We start from the raw sequence: 16,279 nt of genomic DNA, 5'->3' as shown, positions 1-16,279 counted from the left end.
AAATGTTGTATAGATAGTATAAAGGGTATGGTCAGATAATGTTATGTATCCGCAGGTCATCATGGTACAAGTTTTCATAATCTTTATGACTGATAGCTTTTAAAAATAGCAAGCTCTTAGAAATCGATAGTTCTTAACGGATAGCTCTTAAAAATGAACAGCTCTTTAAAATGAATAGCTCTAAAAGTGACCAACTTTAAGATTCTCATAAGTACCTTTTACCAAGATATCGTCCGTAACTTTATTGATATCGGTATGACCGCAGAACGCCATTGAGATATCACACTCTTTATAGATGATTTCAAGCGCGCGGCGTACGCCATCTTCACCATAAGCGCCCAATCCATAGAGAAAAGCGCGCCCAATCATCGTGCCTTTCGCACCCAGTGATATCGCTTTTAGCACATCTTGACCGGAGCGAATGCCACTGTCTAACCATACCTCGATATCACTATCCTCAGCATGGACAGCTTGTACGATGTCAGACAGTGCAGAAATAGAAGACAGTGCGCCATCTAACTGACGGCCACCATGGTTTGAGACGACCAGTGCATCAGCACCGCTACGGGCAGCCATGATTGCATCTTCAGGTTCCATGATGCCTTTGATGATGAGCTTACCGCCCCACATATCTTTGATACGCGCCACATCATCCCAGCTCAAACGTGGATCAAACTGCTCTTCTGTCCATGAGCTCAATGATGACAAATCTTCAACACCTTTGGCATGACCGACGATATTGCCAAAGCTACGACGTTTGGTGCCTAGCATATTCATACACCACTGCGGCTTGGTCATGAGGTTGATGATGTTGGTAAGTGTCGGTTTAGGCGGTGCAGACAAGCCGTTTTTGATGTCTTTATGGCGTTGACCCATGACCTGTAAGTCGGCAGTTAATATCAGTGCTGAACAATTGGCATCTTTGGCTCGTTTAATCAAATTTGCCATATAGTCTTGATCGCGCATGACATATAACTGAAACCAAAACGGCTTGCTGGTATGAGTAGCGATATCTTCGATAGAGCAGATGCTCATGGTCGAGAGCGAGAAGGGCACGCCAAATTTTTCAGCAGCACGCGCGGCATGAATCTCGCCATCTGCCCACATCATACCAGTGAACCCAGTTGGAGCGATGGCAACGGGCATATTGACGGACTCGCCAATCATTTGTGTCGCTAGGCTGCGATTGTCCATATCGACCAATACCCGTTGGCGCAGTTTGATACGGTCAAAGTCAGTTTCATTACTACGATACGTGGTCTCAGTCCATGAGCCTGAATCGACATAGTCATAAAACATACGCGGTACTTTGCGCTCAGCGACACGGCGCAGGTCTTCAATCTCTGTTACTTTCTTTAAGACAGGTTTTAAATCTTTCATGATCTCTCACCACTTTATCATCGTAATTGGGCGTCTTTATTATAGGTCTAATGCTATTAAGCGAGCAGCTGCTGCAAATCCATCACTGAAAACGGATAGTTTAATCGTTTGGATGGCGTCAAAATCACAGGAATAGCTGTGGCAAATTCCATCATCAGCGCCTCATCAAAGTCTGCAATATCGACATGTTGGTAACTAATTGGTTGTACGGCTTGAAACTGAGTGATTATTTGCTCAGCAATATCACATAAATGGCAGCCTGAGGTGCCGAGTAGCCACCATTGATTGTTATTTTCAGCGGTGTTGAGGCTTGGATTTGCTGCAATAACACGCGCTCGTAATACTTCTATATTATCATCGTGCATGGGTAATCTCTTATCTTCATACTGATTGCAAAGCGCTGATGCTCAGCACGCGCTTATTTAAAACATAAAATACTTTAACGGTCATTACATCATAAAGAAGTGGGGTAAATAATGACAGCGATTGTGAGATTAGGTAAGATGACCTGCTATTGATCGTTATTAATGACTAATGCTCAACAGTTAATGGTTGGCTATAAATAGCCCGTTTACAATCATTGATTCTTAGTTGATGTCTCATAGTCATTAATAAAGTATCTATCTTATCTTATTACTTTTTTAACCACTCGGATATCGCGCATGGCAAGTTTTGGCACATTTATCAAACGTCTGTTATTGGCAATTATGCTATTGGTTGTCGCATTTCATATATTGGTCGTCGGACTATTATTAATTTGGAAAACACAGCCAATTAACAACAGCATGTTTATGTTGACGCATCGCCTAACGGGCGGCACGGTTACTCAGACATGGGCTGAATATGATGCGATTGCCAAATCTGCCAAGCAAGCGGCGATTGTGAGTGAAGACTCGACGTTTAGTCAGCACAGTGGTTTTGATTTTAAAGGTATCAAAGCGGCGCAAAAGAAAAATGAAGAAACAGGAAAAATGTCTGCTGGCGGCTCAACGATTACTCAGCAATTGGCAAAGAACTTGTTCCTAACTTCGCATCGCTCTTATGTGCGTAAAGCGGAAGAGGCTGTCATCACTGTGATGATTGAAACGCTATGGGACAAGCAGCGCATTATGACCGCTTACCTAAATGTGGCGGAGTTTGGCAACGGTATTTATGGTATAGACGCGGCAGCGCATCATTATTTTGATAAGTCTGCGGCCAATCTAAACCGAGATGAGTCAGCACTTCTGATTGCGATGCTTACCAATCCAAAGTACTACGAAGACAATCAAGGCGATAAGCGTTTACGTAACAAGCAACGTATTATCAAAAAACGCATGAAAAATGCTGTATTACCGCAAGCAGCTTCATAAATATAAATCATTAGGGCTGGGTTAGGTTATAGGATCGGATGTTGTAGGCTCGGCTATTTCGAATAAAACTAGGACATGCCCTAGAAAAGACAGAACGATAAAAGATGATGGCGTATCGATAACGCAAAAGGAGTAGTGACGTGGTAGAGATGACTAGTAATCAGGGCAGTGGTGATGTTAACGATATGATTGACGTTAATAATGTTGAAGATGGCGCTAATGACAATATTGATAAAGACATTAGTGTAGATAATATCCAAAATAACTGGGCAGAAATCGAATGGCAACGCTCAGCAGATGGCAGCTATTCACCGAGCAGTTATATCAATCGTGATTTGTCTTTATTACAGTTTCATTTGCGGGTATTAGCGCAGGCATCTAGTTCGCGTCACCCATTGCTTGAACGCTTATTTTTCTTGATTATTTTTTCATCCAATCTTGATGAGTTTTTTGAGATTCGTGTCGCTGGTATCATGCAAAAGCTTAACATCGGTGATGTATCGACCAGTGCTCATGGCATGCGTCCTAGCGAAGTGCTAAACGAGATATCTATTATTACTCATGCCGCAATCAGTGAGCAGTATCGTATTCTCAATGAAGATATCCTGCCAGCGCTCGCGCTCGAGGATATCCGCTATCTCAAACGTGATGAGCTAAACGCTGAGCAGTCTGCATGGATGAAGCGCTATTTTACGGAGCAAGTCGTACCCGTATTGACACCGATTAGCATTGATCCAGCGCATCCATTCCCGCGTCTTGTAAATAAAAGCTTAAACTTTATCGCCACATTGGAAGGCAAAGATGCGTTTGGACGTGATATCAACTTGGCGATTGTGCCTGCGCCGCGCAGTCTGCCGCGTGTGATACGCCTGCCAGATGAACTGACTGGTGGCAAAGAGCATCATGTGATGCTATCCGCTATCATTCATGAGCATATCGGTGAGCTATTCCCTGGAATGAGTGTGACAGGCTGTCATCAATTTAGGCTAACACGTAATGCCGATTTAGATTTGGCTGATGATGTCGAAGATATTGCCAAAGCATTAGAAGGCGAGCTTGAAAACCGCCGCTTCGGTGATAAAGTACGTCTTGAAGTCACAACCGATTGTCCAACACATATCAGTGAGTATCTGCTCAATGAGTTTGAGCTGCATGACAATCAGCTATACCGTGTCAATGGCCCAGTCAACCTAACGCGTTTGCTGTTTGACTTTAATATTCCTGCGCTACGCTACCAGCCATTTACTCATGTCGTGCCAAAGGCATTTCGCCGAGAAATGGATAAATCAGATAAATCGACCAGTATGTTCGCCGCCATGCGTAAGAGCGATGTGTTGGTTCATCATCCTTTTCATGCGTTCTCACCGATTATCAATTTACTTTGGCAAGCGGCCAGCGATCCTAAAGTATTGGCAATTAAACAAACGCTATATCGTTCAGGTACCAATTCAGAAATCGTCAAAGCACTTGCAGCCGCCGCTCGTAATGGCAAAGAGGTTACGGCTGTTATTGAGTTGCGTGCGCGTTTTGATGAAGCATCTAATATTGCAGTTGCCAACTATCTACAAGAAGCAGGCGCGGTCGTGGTCTACGGTATCGTCGGTTACAAGACCCATGCAAAGCTCATGCTAATCGTACGCCGCGAGGAAGACCGAATCCGCCGTTATGTGCATCTGGGCACCGGTAACTATCACGCGGCCAATGCCAAGGTTTATACGGATTATGGTCTGTTTAGCGCTGATCCTGATATCTCAGAAGACGTTCACAAGATATTCCAAGAGCTAACCGGCATGGGTAAGCCTGCCAACCTCAAAAAACTATTACATGCACCGTTTACTTTGCATGAGAAATTGATGAGCTTTATCGATGATGAAATCGCTCATGCCAAAGCGGGCAAACGTTCTCATATTATTATCAAGGCTAATGCGCTCACTGAGCGCCGTCTCATTGATAAGTTATACGATGCCTCGCAGGCAGGCGTTAAGATTGAGCTGATTTTACGGTCTATGTGTTGTCTACGTCCGCAAGTAAAAGGACTCTCCGAAAATATTACGGTACGCTCTGTTATCGGTCGGTTTTTGGAGCATACGCGCGTTTATTATTTCTATAATAATGGCGATGAGCGCTTGTATTGCGGTAGTGCAGATTGGATGGATCGTAACCTGTTTCATCGCGTAGAAGTGGCGTTCCCAATTAAGAACAAAAAGCTGTTTAAGCAGATTTATCAAGATGGCTTGATTAACTACTTACAGGATAATACGCAAGCATGGACACTTTATGGCACTGGCGTTTGGCAGCAGCTACAGCCAACAGCAGGTGAGGAGCCACATGTCGCACAAGAGCATTTATTAAAAACGATTAATCGTGTTGAAGAGTCTAGCTAATTCGTAAAAGTACCTTTAGGCGATAATCAGCTATTCGATTATCTATCTGACCAAGCACTGGTAAATACTGGTGCTTGGTTTTTTTGTGCTCACCAATTGCAAAAGTTACAAACTGACTTGCAACCTCACAATTATTCACATATTGATACGGCAGTACACTGGTGCATTACCCAAGGTCATACCTATAATTAATATCAATTCTGACGCTACTTGATAAGTATTAGTTACTCATTTGGGCGTTGGTGCAATCTCGAAACACATATCTATTTAATATTTTAAAAGCGTGTAATCAAATAATAATAGGAAATAAACCATGAGTACTACTAACGATGATAATTCAGATATCAAGCAAGCAGCAGAACGGGTAAATGGTCAAGAAGTTGAGAAGAACTTAGCAGAGAATAAAAAAGTCGACGCCCCTGAATCATTAAGCGAAGAAGAGCAAACACCTTTTATTGATGATGATCTACGTACTGATAAGTAATCTACGACATCAAACATCGACCTAATAATTAATAATAACCAACAATAAAGCGAGGGACGCGCCATGACTATGCAAGAACCAGTAGCAACAGACACAGAAGAAAAAGTAATCGTGGATGACCCTGCTGCTAATGAGTTAGAAAACCCTAAAGATAGCTATGCAGGGCGCAAGTACAAGCCTGAAATCGATGGCCCTGAGCAAGACTCACAAGAGACCGACGAAGTTTATGCTGATCCACGTAAAGAAGAGAATCTTCCAGCTGGTGGCAAGAATGCAGCAGAACTAAATGCCTACGACTTGAGCCAAAAAGGTAATGAGTAAAGGACTATAGGTAACAGCGGGCTAACCAAATCGATAAAATTATAAATATAAAAAGAGGATATGATAATGCAAGCCAAAGACTCAGCAATAGACAAGACAAAGGTACTAGGATCTGATGACCATAGTGCAATTGAAAGAAATACTACTGAGAACAAAGGGACTGATACTTTTGATGAATCTGTGGTCGACTCAGAACACGTAAATGATAATGACAATCCAGCGCGCCAACCAGATCGCCGTGATCAAGAAGGAAGTACCGCATTTGATGACAATATCAATGAAGATACTGTCGGTAGTGCAGCACCAAAGAGCGAAGGTATTAATGATTTAAATCGTTATGCCAATATCGATAACGCACAGACTCGTATTTTAAATCCTGATGAAAAAGATTAAGCAGGTATAAGTCTCGAAAGGTATATAGTGTTCCTTAGGTTAGACGAGTAATTATCATAGTAGGGAGTACCAATGAATAACTCACATAATGAAAGCATCAATAACGATCGTAACTTGAAAGATGCAGATGACAATAATGGTATTGTCCCTGATGATTCATTACAAAAAGCAAATCCAGCCGCAGCAGAAAAGGCTACGGAAGACCATGATCCGCATAATGTTGCCAAGAGTAACAAACAGTATGATAGTCCATTGATGGAAGATGACAAGTAAGATTCCAGGATATCGATAGATATTAGTATTTGTACATAAATAGGCATTTGTACATAGATAAAAAGGCACTGCGTTTGGTAGGAGTTCATAACTCTTACCAAACACAGTGCCTTTTTTTGTTTCCTAAATTTTTACTTTCTACATTATATAGGTAGATATGTTTAGGTAAGGCGTGGGCTTTAAGCAGGTGTACCACTGTGAAAGCGTAGCTCAGCATCTGGGCTACTTATTAATTCAGCCTCTACTTCCTTGAAGAAAGCGACACGCTCATCAATATTCTCGTCTGATAACGATTGAGCGAGTGCAAGATAATCTTCGAAATGACGACTCTCTGACTTGAGTAGATAACGATAATACTTCGCTAAGCGTTCATCATTGATGACTTCGGCCAACGCTGCAAAACGCTCACAAGAGCGCGCTTCAATAAATGCCCCAATTATCAATACATCAACCATCGCTGCTGGTTCGTAAGTGCGTTTGTGCTTCAACATACCCTTAGCATAGCGTCCAGCACTCAGATATTTCCATTCCTGCCCGCGCTCATTCATGATACCCAGTACTTGCTCGTAGTGCAGCATCTCTTCACGTATCAGCTGTGCGAGTTTACGTTGCAAGTCATAAGAGAACTCATAACGAAATATCAAATTCATCGCAGTACCAGCGGCCTTTTTTTCGCAGTTGGCATGGTCTTGAATGATCATAGGTAGGTTTTCAATCGCGGCATCTACCCAAGATTGCGTGGTTCGCGCACCTAAGAAATTATAAACAGGAGATAAGTCTACCTTTATAGGAGTACGCAAATGCGTAATATCGACACTGTCTTCTTCAGGCAGTTTTTCTTCGATTAGATCTGATTCAGCACTACTATTTACAGTTTGAGAGATATTTTCTTCGACAGATTTTTTTTCGATACTCTCGTTATCTATAGCATTTACTGTTGATGGTAATGTCGTGAGGTCTTGTTGATTGATAGTCATAGTCTAAGAAAGCTTTATTTATGAATGGTAATACGAGTAATTATATCGTTAGTCTGACCTAGATACGATGCTAAATAACTGACAGTCATCAATAGGTGTTTATTAATAGATAACGGTTAAGCATAATTAAAGGTATCAATGATTACTTACTGTTTATATTAACATTGCTGCATCTATTTCCCAGATGATGATTATAGCCTCTAGAGTAGGCCACTTATAGACTATCATTATTAAACAGCCTAAGTATTTACTTAGTGAATGGTGTTTCCTTGTTAATTTTATTATTTGATAGTAGGATGAGATTTTGCTATTTAAGCATTTCGTCTTACTTTTATGATTCGCTCTTAGTAAAGAGTAAGTCTAATATTAATAGGTTACCTTTTACTAGAACATAAACTTTGTAGATATATCTTCTCAGAAAAATTAGAGAATCAAAGATTCCACAATGAATGAGATATGAACGTTTAAAACCTCACAAGCTTAAAAACTCTTAAATAGTTACTGTCACAACTCAGTATTAGTACCCCTCACGAACAGATAAGGATAACAATATGAGCCAGTCTTCTAACACCAATCGTATTCAAAAAGGCAGTCTTGCCATCGATCAGCAGTTATATGACTTTATTGAAAACGAAGTACTACCGAAAGTCGGTGTGGATTCAGACGATTATTGGTCAGGTTTCGAAAAGGTTATTAAAGAATTTACCCCGCGCAATAAAGCGTTGCTTGCGACTCGTGACAAGATTCAAGCACAAATTGACCAATGGCACTTAGATAATCCTGCAAAAGATGGCGAAATAGATTATCCAGCTTATAAGACATTCCTACAAGAAATTGGTTATTTGCTACCTGAAGGCGAAGCGTTTACAGTTGATACCAAAAACGTCGATGACGAAATCGCGTACATCGCAGGGCCGCAGCTAGTCGTACCAGTTCGTAACGCTCGTTATGCGCTCAACGCGACCAATGCGCGATGGGGTAGCTTGTATGATGCTTTGTATGGCACCGATGTTATCAGTAGTGACAATGGCCAAGAAGCGGGTGGTAGTTATAATCCTACTCGCGGTGCTGCTGTTGTCGCTTACGCCAAAGCGTTCTTAGATGAGCACTTTACACTAGTATCAGGCTCTTACAATGATGTGACTGGCTTTAAAGTAGTCGATGGCAAGCTAGAAGTCGTACAGGGTGATAGCAGTACCGAGCTAAAAGATACGGCTAAGTTTGTCGGTTTTGTCGGTGACGCTGAAGCTCCTACAGGTGTACTGTTGAAGAACAACGGTTTGCATGCTGAGATTCAAATCGATAGTAGTCATCCAGTGGGTAAAGACGATCCAGCAAACATCAAGGATGTACTGCTTGAGTCGGCCATGACAGCTATTCAGGATTGTGAAGACTCAGTCGCTGCTGTAGATGCAGAAGAGAAAGTCGAAGTTTATCGTAACTGGCTTGGCTTAATGAATAGCGACCTACAAGAAACCTTTGAAAAAGGTGGCAAAACCCGTACACGTAAGCAAAACCCAGATCGTGAATATAACACACCAGATGGAGGCAAGCTGATCTTGCCAGGTCGTTCGTTATTATTAATTCGTAACGTCGGTCATTTGATGCAGAATCCTGCAATCTTAGTCGATCTAGGCGAAGGACAAGAGCAGATATTTGAAGGCTTAATGGATGGCTTGATCACACCACTATTATCACTTAATGATATCAAAGGCAAAAACGAGCTATCAAACTCACGTCAAGGCTCAATGTATATCGTGAAACCAAAGATGCATGGCCCTGAAGAAGTCAAAATGGCCAATGACTTATTTAATGCATCAGAGGATCTGTTAGGTCTAGAGCGCAATACGCTCAAAATCGGCATCATGGACGAAGAGCGCCGTATGACGGTCAACTTAAAAGAAGCAATCCGCCAAGCCAAAGAGCGAGTTATCTTTATTAACACCGGCTTCTTAGATCGTACTGGTGATGAGATGCATACCAGCATGAATGCAGGTCCATTTGTACCAAAAGGCGAGATGAAGTCGCAAGCATGGCAGCCTGCTTACGAGCAGTGGAACGTCGATATCGGTCTAGAGACAGGCCTACAAGGTCGTGCGCAAATTGGTAAAGGTATGTGGGCCAAGCCTGATGAAATGAAAGAGATGATGGATACTAAGGCCGCTCATCCTAAGTCTGGTGCTAGCACTGCGTGGGTACCATCACCAACGGGCGCTACCTTGCATAGCATACATTATCATCAAGTGAGCGTAGCCGATGTACAGGACACGCTAAAATCACGCGAGCGTGCTAGCTTGGATGACATCTTAACCATTCCATTAGCAAAAAATACCGACTGGACTGACGAAGAAAAGCAGCAAGAGCTTGAAAACAATGCTCAAGGTATCTTGGGTTATGTCGTACGCTGGGTAAATCAAGGCGTTGGTTGCTCCAAGGTGCCTGATATCAACGATGTCGGTCTCATGGAAGATCGTGCTACTTTGCGTATCTCAAGCCAACACATTGCTAACTGGTTGCATCATGGCGTGGTTAGTGAGCAGCAAGTGATGGATACGATGAAACGCATGGCCAAGGTCGTTGATGAGCAAAATGCAGGCGATGATGACTATCAATCAATGGCAGATAACTTTGATAGTTCTTATGCATTCAAAGCCGCCTGTGATTTAATCTTTAAAGGACGTGAGCAGCCTAGTGGTTATACTGAACCATTATTGCATCAAGCACGTTTGGATCTTAAAGCAAACGCTTAGAACAATAGACCAAATATGACAGGCATTTGAGCATACTTGATGAGCAAGTATGCCAGTTAGTCTTGCTCATTTGTAACTACAAAATGTGTCAAAGATAAGTCAGAAACTGTTTTATGAGCGCTATTTGTGATCAATAAATAGCGCTCTTTTTTGGTATATTACTTAGTATCTATTATGTGTGTTTAAGACTATTAGTAACGGTATTAACCAATATTATTCGTATCTAATTGAGTAAATAGAAGTTTTTTCACAATCGTTCAAATATAAGAAATCATCTGTTATTCGATAACGCGTGTATCGAAAAAGCAAAAAAATATGTTGCAAATTATGTCAAAGTTGTTATGCTTGTATTCGAAGTATGAGTTTGGTAACGGATGTTACGCACGGAGCAATAAAGACCAAATGTTACATGGCAGTTGCGTTATTTAATCCCAGTCATGTGTGTCATGGTTTTTTACCTTACTGTAATAGAAATTCGCCACACTTGTTTCTGACTAATCTCGGTAGCCAGTTACACATTATATCTTTGAGGATTTGTGACGATACCATTATGGGCGCCAGCTAATAATAGCTTGCTCATTACTACAATTGTAAAGTGGAGATACCCCATGAAAAAACTACTTTTAGCTACAGCAATCGCAGCCCTATCTGTATCTGCAGCCAATGCAGCACCTACCGTTTATGGTAAAGCTTTCGTTACTGCTGACTATGTAAATGCTGAGCGTGACGGTACTGATGATCAGTTCGACGTAGATAGCGATTCTGTACAAATCAACTCAAACATTTCACGCCTTGGTTTCAAAGGTTCTGAAGCGATGACTGCTAACACTGATGTTATCTATCAGTTAGAGTATGGCATTGCTATCGACGGTAATGATGACAACATTGGTTTCAAAAGCCGTGATACTTACCTTGGTCTAAACAACAAAGACTTCGGTCAGTTCCGTTTTGGTCGTAACTACTCAGTAACTGATTACATCAACAACGTGACTGTTACTGAAGGCTACTGGGATAACCTAGGTGTTAGTAACCTTGATATGGATGGCGACGTACTTGACGCTGTAACTATGGCTGATGGCGGCCGTGTTAATGATTCTATCGTATGGATTGCACCTAAATACAACGGCTTACCTTTAGAGCTTGCTCTACAGTATGGTGCTGACGAATCATTTGTTTCTGACAGTGATGACCGTGACAGTGGCTACGGTGCTTCTTTGATGTTTGACCAAGGTACTGGCTTCACTGCTGGTGTTGCTTACGAAAAAGACATGAGCCAAAATGGTGACCTTCTACGTGGTAGTGCTACTGTTGATCTAGGTAAATACATGGCTGCACCAGTTATGCTAGGCGCTATGTATCAAGTAGCTGATTTCGATGACGGTGCTAAAGACGAAAAAGGTCTAATCGTAAGCGCTGAAATGGGTCTAAACAACTTTGCTCGTCCTGCATCTGTATATGTACAGTATAATGGTACTGAAAACCTAGCTGGTTTCGACAACCGTGATTCAGATCAAGTGGTTGTAGGTGGCAAATATAACTTTAAAGACAACATGATTGCTCATGCTTATATCGGTAACAACTCTGCTGAAGACAAGAACACTAATACTGATCTTGACGTATTCGCATTGGGTGGCGGTCTAGAATACTTATTCTAGTATCACCCTTAAGCAGATTACATAAAAAGACTCATCCTTCGGGGTGAGTTTTTTTATGCACTAAAGAATGATAACGGTTATGTAAACTTTGGTTTTTTCATCTTACTGTAATATTTGCTTGGTAAAGTTATGTCTAAGCAGTTCTTATGGCTCGCTGTATATCATGGTTTCGAAGGTATAGGACCTTACCATTATATATCTAACGATCTTAGACCATTTATCACTCAAATCGTAAAGTGGAGATATCCTTTGAAAAAATTACTTTTAGCTTCAGCAATTGCAATGCTATCAGTTTCTACTGTTCAAGCAGCCCCAACTGTCTATGGTAAGGCATTTGTGACTGCTAACTATGTAAATGCTGAGCTTGATCGCCAGTCGATGGATTTGCCAAACGATGCTATCAATGTCAATGAAGACAATAGCTCGGTACAAGTTAGCTCACACTCTTCACGTTTAGGATTCAAAGGATCTGAGGCAATAACTGCTAATACAGACGTCATTTATCAATTAGAGTACGGTATCAAAATCGATGACAGTGGTAGTGACAATATTGGCTTTAAAAGCCGAGACACTTATTTGGGTCTAAAGAATAAAAACTTTGGCCAATTCCGATTCGGTCGTAACTACTCAGTTTCTGATTATGTTAACAACGTGACTGTAAATGAAGGATACTGGGATAACATTGGTTCGAGCTCTTTAGGTAGTAGCAATACACTAACTGAAGCACTTACTTTGACTGATGGTGAGCGTATCAATAACTCAATCGTATGGATTGCGCCAAAATATAACGATTTACCAGTAGAGCTTGCACTACAGTACGGCGCTGATGAGTCTTTTGTTTCTGATAGTAGTGATCGCGATAGTGGCTTCGGTGCTTCGTTGATGTTCGATCCAGGCACTGGTTTTACTGCAGGTGTTGGGTATGACAAAGATATGAGTGTTACAGGTGAGATTCTACGCGGTAGTGCTAGTGTCGACCTAGGTAAATACGTGGCTTATCCAGTGAAGCTAGGTGCGCTATACCAACAAGTAGATTTTGATGACTCAAACGATGAAGAGAAAGGTTTGGTCGTCAGTGCTGAGATGGGTCTAACCAACTTCTCACGTCCAGCTTCTGTTTATCTACAGTATGATAAGACTGAGAACTTAGCAGGTCTAGGCGGCAATGATTCAGACCAAATCGTATTGGGCGGTAAGTATAAATTCAAAGACAATATGATTGCACATGCTTATATCGGTAAAAACTCTGCAGATTTAGAAAATGGTCTCCTAGTAGTCAGAGACTACGACGACAATACTTCTGAAGAAGTTGTTGCACGCGGTGATGCGGATGTATTCGCTATCGGTGGCGGTTTAGAATACAAATTCTAAATCAGATTGTCTTATAAGTTATTCATAAAGACTCATCCTTCGGGGTGAGTTTTTTGTTGCGTAGCGTTTTAATAATAGAAAAATGTTTGCTACTGGCACCAAAATATAAGAGTTTCAGACAGTTTGCATTTTTGCCCTATATTTTATGGCATATTTTTAGTAAAATCCTTCTTTACCAATTACCGACAGAGTACTATGACCAAGTTTATATTCGTGACCGGTGGGGTAGTGTCCTCACTAGGAAAAGGTATCACCGCAGCTTCTCTTGCAGCGGTCTTAGAAGCACGTGGCGTGACTGTCACGATGACCAAAATGGATCCGTATATTAACGTTGATCCAGGTACAATGAGCCCGTTTCAGCATGGTGAGGTATTCGTCACTGAAGATGGCGCAGAGACAGATCTAGATTTGGGTTATTACGAGCGCTTCTTGCGTCACTCAAAAATGAGTAAGAGTAATAACTTTACAAGTGGCCGTATTTATCAGAATGTTTTGAATAAAGAACGCCGTGGTGAATATCTAGGCGGTACTGTACAGGTTATTCCACATATTACTGATGAAATCAAAAACAAAATCCTTGCCAGTGGCGAAGGGTATGATATCGCTATTATCGAAATTGGCGGTACGGTTGGTGATATCGAATCACTTCCATTTATGGAAGCCGTACGTCAGATGCAGGTAGAGCTTGGCCGTAATAGAGCCATGCTAATGCATCTTACTTTAGTACCGTATATTGCTAGTGCGGGTGAGACCAAAACCAAGCCAACGCAGCATTCAGTAAAAGAGCTGCGCTCTATTGGTCTACAGCCTGATATCCTAATTTGCCGCTCTGATCATCATATTTCACAAGACAACCGTCGTAAGATTGCGCTATTTACCAACGTTGAAGAGCGTGCAGTCATTATGTGTGAAGATGCACAGAGTATCTATCAGATACCGCGTACATTGCACGAGCAGGATCTTGATGATCTAATTTGTGAGCGTTTCGGTCTTGATGTGCCTGAAGCTGATTTGAGCGATTGGGACAAAGTAGTTGAAGCACAGTTGAATCCAGAAGGAACAGTGACTGTTGCGATGGTCGGCAAATATGTTGAGCTTCCAGATGCTTATAAGTCTATCAACGAAGCATTGCTACATGCTGGTATCACTCATAAAGTAGACGTGAAGATTGACTACATCGATGCTGAACGTCTAGAAGATGACGATACTTTACTTGCGCAGCTAAATGATGCTGATGCTATCTTAGTACCAGGCGGTTTCGGTGAGCGCGGTACGATGGGCAAGATAAAAGCCATCACTTATGCTCGTGAAAACAACGTTCCGTATCTAGGCATTTGTCTTGGTATGCAGTTGGCAGTAATTGAGTATGCACGTAACGTACTTAACATTAATGCCAACTCTTCTGAGTTTGATCGTAAGACAGCTGAGCCTATCATTGGTCTGATCACTGAGTGGTTAGATGAGCGCGGCGAGCTACAGATTCGTAGTGATGATTCAGATTTGGGTGGCACGATGCGTCTAGGCGCACAGCAAGCAGAGCTGGTTTCTGGTAGTAAGCTAAGCCAAATTTATGGTGCAAGCAATATCACTGAGCGTCATCGCCATCGCTATGAGATGAATAACCGTTATATCGAGCCGTTAGAGCAAGCAGGTATGACCATCTCTGGTTATTCTGCCAAGCAGCATTTGGTAGAATCGGTTGAGATTTCTGAGCATCCGTGGTTTGTTGCTGTACAGTTCCATCCAGAGTTCACTAGCTCACCACGCGGTGGTCATCCACTGTTTAATAGCTTTGTAAAAGCGGCTAAGAACCACAACGAAGCAAAATAGCTCTCAGAATGTAATGTATATTGAAAGCGTTTATTATAAAAAAGACTGATCTTCGGATTGGTCTTTTTTTTGCTTAATCCAAACTGCTAGTAGTTATTAACGAGTCAACATTCTCATTAATAATCTCTAATTACGCTTGCATACTTTTTTTAATTAGCCTATCGGTTACAATATGGGATAGAGATATTAATAACAAAATAAGAGGTAATGGCTTCATGGAAAACTTATTGACCGCACAATCACATATCACGCTCAACACACCTAATAACGATACGATTAAAATTGGTAACGACCAGCCTTTTGTATTGTTCGGTGGTATGAATGTTTTAGAGTCTAAAGAATTGGCATTTGAGATCGCTGAGCAGTATGTTGATATCTGCCAGCGCTTGGGTATCGGCTATGTTTTTAAAGCGAGCTTTGATAAAGCCAACCGCTCAAGTCTACATTCGTATCGTGGGCCTGGTTTAGAGCAAGGTATTGATTGGTTAGGTCAGATCAAAGAAAAGTTCCAAGTACCGATTATCACTGATGTGCATGAGCCACATCAAGCAGCACCAGTCGCTGAAGTGGCTGATATTATTCAGTTACCTGCATTTTTGTCGCGTCAGACAGATTTAGTGCATGCGATGGCAAAAACAGATGCCATTATTAATATCAAAAAGGCGCAGTTTTTGGCCCCTCACGAGATGCGTCATATCGTTAATAAGTGCCTAGAAGGTGGTAATGATAAATTGATACTTTGTGAGCGTGGTAGTGCTTTTGGCTATAATAATTTGGTCGTGGATATGCTTGGTTTTGATACCATGAAGCAGATGGATATACCGGTATTCTTTGACGTGACGCATAGCTTACAGCAGCCAGGTGCACGTAGTGATAGCGCTGGTGGACGTCGTGAGCAGATTACAACGCTTGCCCGTGCAGGTATGGCTACAGGGTTGGCAGGGTTGTTTTTAGAAGCGCATCCAAACCCAGAAACTGCAAAATGTGATGGTCCATGTGCGCTGCGTATGAGTCAACTAGAGCCGTTCTTACGTCAGCTTAAGCAAATTGATGATTTGGTCAAAGGTTTTGAAGTATTGGATACTCATTGATACGGTACGTAATAAGAG

The 16,279-nt window shown here is 41.8% G+C and carries 14 protein-coding genes; 11 read left to right on the top strand and 3 right to left on the bottom strand.

All coding sequences use genetic code 11. The features are described from left to right. Positions 1-180: 180 nt before the first annotated feature. Together ACQKC9_RS09415 and ACQKC9_RS09410 are read right to left on the bottom strand one after the other, a co-directional pair. Positions 181-1,380 carry an alpha-hydroxy acid oxidase gene (locus ACQKC9_RS09415; RefSeq protein WP_427621558.1) on the bottom strand — a complete coding sequence of 400 codons (1,200 nt, stop codon included), beginning with the start codon at positions 1,378-1,380 and terminating at the stop codon, positions 181-183. Between the two features lie 56 nt (positions 1,381-1,436). Further along, complete coding sequence (locus ACQKC9_RS09410) at positions 1,437-1,745, bottom strand: glutaredoxin family protein (RefSeq protein ID WP_427621556.1); 309 nt, start codon at positions 1,743-1,745, stop codon at positions 1,437-1,439. 297 nt (positions 1,746-2,042) lie between these two features. Here ACQKC9_RS09410 and mtgA point away from each other — a divergent pair, with 297 nt between their 5' ends. From mtgA to ACQKC9_RS09380, 6 genes are all read left to right on the top strand, one after another. Next, complete coding sequence (gene mtgA / locus ACQKC9_RS09405) at positions 2,043-2,732, top strand: monofunctional biosynthetic peptidoglycan transglycosylase (protein WP_102093061.1); 690 nt, start codon at positions 2,043-2,045, stop codon at positions 2,730-2,732. A gap of 149 nt (positions 2,733-2,881) precedes the next feature. After that, positions 2,882-5,116, top strand: a complete 2,235-nt coding sequence (ppk1, locus tag ACQKC9_RS09400; RefSeq protein WP_427621813.1) for a polyphosphate kinase 1 — start codon at positions 2,882-2,884, stop codon at positions 5,114-5,116. Between the two features lie 313 nt (positions 5,117-5,429). Continuing rightward, positions 5,430-5,600 (top strand): hypothetical protein, encoded by a 171-nt coding sequence (locus ACQKC9_RS09395; protein ID WP_427621554.1) that lies wholly within the window; start codon positions 5,430-5,432, stop codon positions 5,598-5,600. A gap of 63 nt (positions 5,601-5,663) precedes the next feature. Further along, complete coding sequence (locus ACQKC9_RS09390) at positions 5,664-5,921, top strand: hypothetical protein (RefSeq protein ID WP_427621553.1); 258 nt, start codon at positions 5,664-5,666, stop codon at positions 5,919-5,921. Between the two features lie 66 nt (positions 5,922-5,987). Then, the gene (locus ACQKC9_RS09385) at positions 5,988-6,314 is read left to right on the top strand and encodes a hypothetical protein (protein WP_102092250.1); all 327 of its coding nucleotides are present in this window, start codon (positions 5,988-5,990) and stop codon (positions 6,312-6,314) included. 72 nt (positions 6,315-6,386) lie between these two features. Then, on the top strand, positions 6,387-6,587 hold the full coding sequence (locus ACQKC9_RS09380; protein ID WP_427621552.1) for a hypothetical protein: 201 nt from the start codon (positions 6,387-6,389) through the stop codon (positions 6,585-6,587). Positions 6,588-6,766: 179 nt separating this feature from the next. Here the strand turns inward: ACQKC9_RS09380 and ACQKC9_RS09375 are convergent, their stop codons facing one another. After that, positions 6,767-7,564 carry a tRNA-(ms[2]io[6]A)-hydroxylase gene (locus ACQKC9_RS09375; protein WP_427621551.1) on the bottom strand — a complete coding sequence of 266 codons (798 nt, stop codon included), beginning with the start codon at positions 7,562-7,564 and terminating at the stop codon, positions 6,767-6,769. Between the two features lie 551 nt (positions 7,565-8,115). Between ACQKC9_RS09375 and ACQKC9_RS09370 the strand changes: the two genes are divergently transcribed. The 5 genes from ACQKC9_RS09370 (at position 8,116) to kdsA (ending at position 16,261) form a co-directional block, all read left to right on the top strand. After that, on the top strand, positions 8,116-10,314 hold the full coding sequence (locus tag ACQKC9_RS09370; RefSeq protein WP_427621550.1) for a malate synthase G: 2,199 nt from the start codon (positions 8,116-8,118) through the stop codon (positions 10,312-10,314). 608 nt (positions 10,315-10,922) lie between these two features. Next, positions 10,923-11,969 carry a porin gene (locus ACQKC9_RS09365; protein WP_427621549.1) on the top strand — a complete coding sequence of 349 codons (1,047 nt, stop codon included), beginning with the start codon at positions 10,923-10,925 and terminating at the stop codon, positions 11,967-11,969. 249 nt (positions 11,970-12,218) lie between these two features. Continuing rightward, positions 12,219-13,340: a porin gene (locus ACQKC9_RS09360; RefSeq protein ID WP_427621548.1), complete on the top strand. Its 1,122-nt coding sequence runs from the start codon at positions 12,219-12,221 to the stop codon at positions 13,338-13,340. Positions 13,341-13,535: 195 nt separating this feature from the next. Then, complete coding sequence (locus ACQKC9_RS09355; RefSeq protein WP_057761184.1) at positions 13,536-15,170, top strand: CTP synthase; 1,635 nt, start codon at positions 13,536-13,538, stop codon at positions 15,168-15,170. 215 nt (positions 15,171-15,385) lie between these two features. Then, positions 15,386-16,261, top strand: a complete 876-nt coding sequence (gene kdsA / locus ACQKC9_RS09350; protein ID WP_201571001.1) for a 3-deoxy-8-phosphooctulonate synthase — start codon at positions 15,386-15,388, stop codon at positions 16,259-16,261. The last annotated feature ends 18 nt before the right edge of the window (positions 16,262-16,279 follow it).

The organism is Psychrobacter sp. NPDC078409 (assembly GCF_050268505.1).
Lineage (GTDB): Bacteria > Pseudomonadota > Gammaproteobacteria > Pseudomonadales > Moraxellaceae > Psychrobacter.
The sequence above is the reverse complement of the archived record's forward strand: the minus strand, read 5'-3'. Positions and strand labels throughout refer to the sequence as shown.

What these genes read in the sequence shown, in the direction of transcription:
- ACQKC9_RS09355 (WP_057761184.1), top strand. Translation starts at nt 13,536, where the DNA reads ATGACCAAGTTTATATTCGTGACCGGTGGGGTAGTGTCCTCACTAGGA.
- kdsA (WP_201571001.1), top strand. Translation starts at nt 15,386, where the DNA reads ATGGAAAACTTATTGACCGCACAATCACATATCACGCTCAACACACCT.
- ACQKC9_RS09365 (WP_427621549.1), top strand. Translation starts at nt 10,923, where the DNA reads ATGAAAAAACTACTTTTAGCTACAGCAATCGCAGCCCTATCTGTATCT.
- ACQKC9_RS09390 (WP_427621553.1), top strand. Translation starts at nt 5,664, where the DNA reads ATGACTATGCAAGAACCAGTAGCAACAGACACAGAAGAAAAAGTAATC.
- mtgA (WP_102093061.1), top strand. Translation starts at nt 2,043, where the DNA reads ATGGCAAGTTTTGGCACATTTATCAAACGTCTGTTATTGGCAATTATG.
- ACQKC9_RS09395 (WP_427621554.1), top strand. Translation starts at nt 5,430, where the DNA reads ATGAGTACTACTAACGATGATAATTCAGATATCAAGCAAGCAGCAGAA.
- ACQKC9_RS09415 (WP_427621558.1), bottom strand. Translation starts at nt 1,380, where the DNA reads ATGAAAGATTTAAAACCTGTCTTAAAGAAAGTAACAGAGATTGAAGAC.
- ppk1 (WP_427621813.1), top strand. Translation starts at nt 2,882, where the DNA reads ATGACTAGTAATCAGGGCAGTGGTGATGTTAACGATATGATTGACGTT.
- ACQKC9_RS09380 (WP_427621552.1), top strand. Translation starts at nt 6,387, where the DNA reads ATGAATAACTCACATAATGAAAGCATCAATAACGATCGTAACTTGAAA.
- ACQKC9_RS09375 (WP_427621551.1), bottom strand. Translation starts at nt 7,564, where the DNA reads ATGACTATCAATCAACAAGACCTCACGACATTACCATCAACAGTAAAT.
- ACQKC9_RS09385 (WP_102092250.1), top strand. Translation starts at nt 5,988, where the DNA reads ATGCAAGCCAAAGACTCAGCAATAGACAAGACAAAGGTACTAGGATCT.
- ACQKC9_RS09370 (WP_427621550.1), top strand. Translation starts at nt 8,116, where the DNA reads ATGAGCCAGTCTTCTAACACCAATCGTATTCAAAAAGGCAGTCTTGCC.
- ACQKC9_RS09410 (WP_427621556.1), bottom strand. Translation starts at nt 1,745, where the DNA reads ATGCACGATGATAATATAGAAGTATTACGAGCGCGTGTTATTGCAGCA.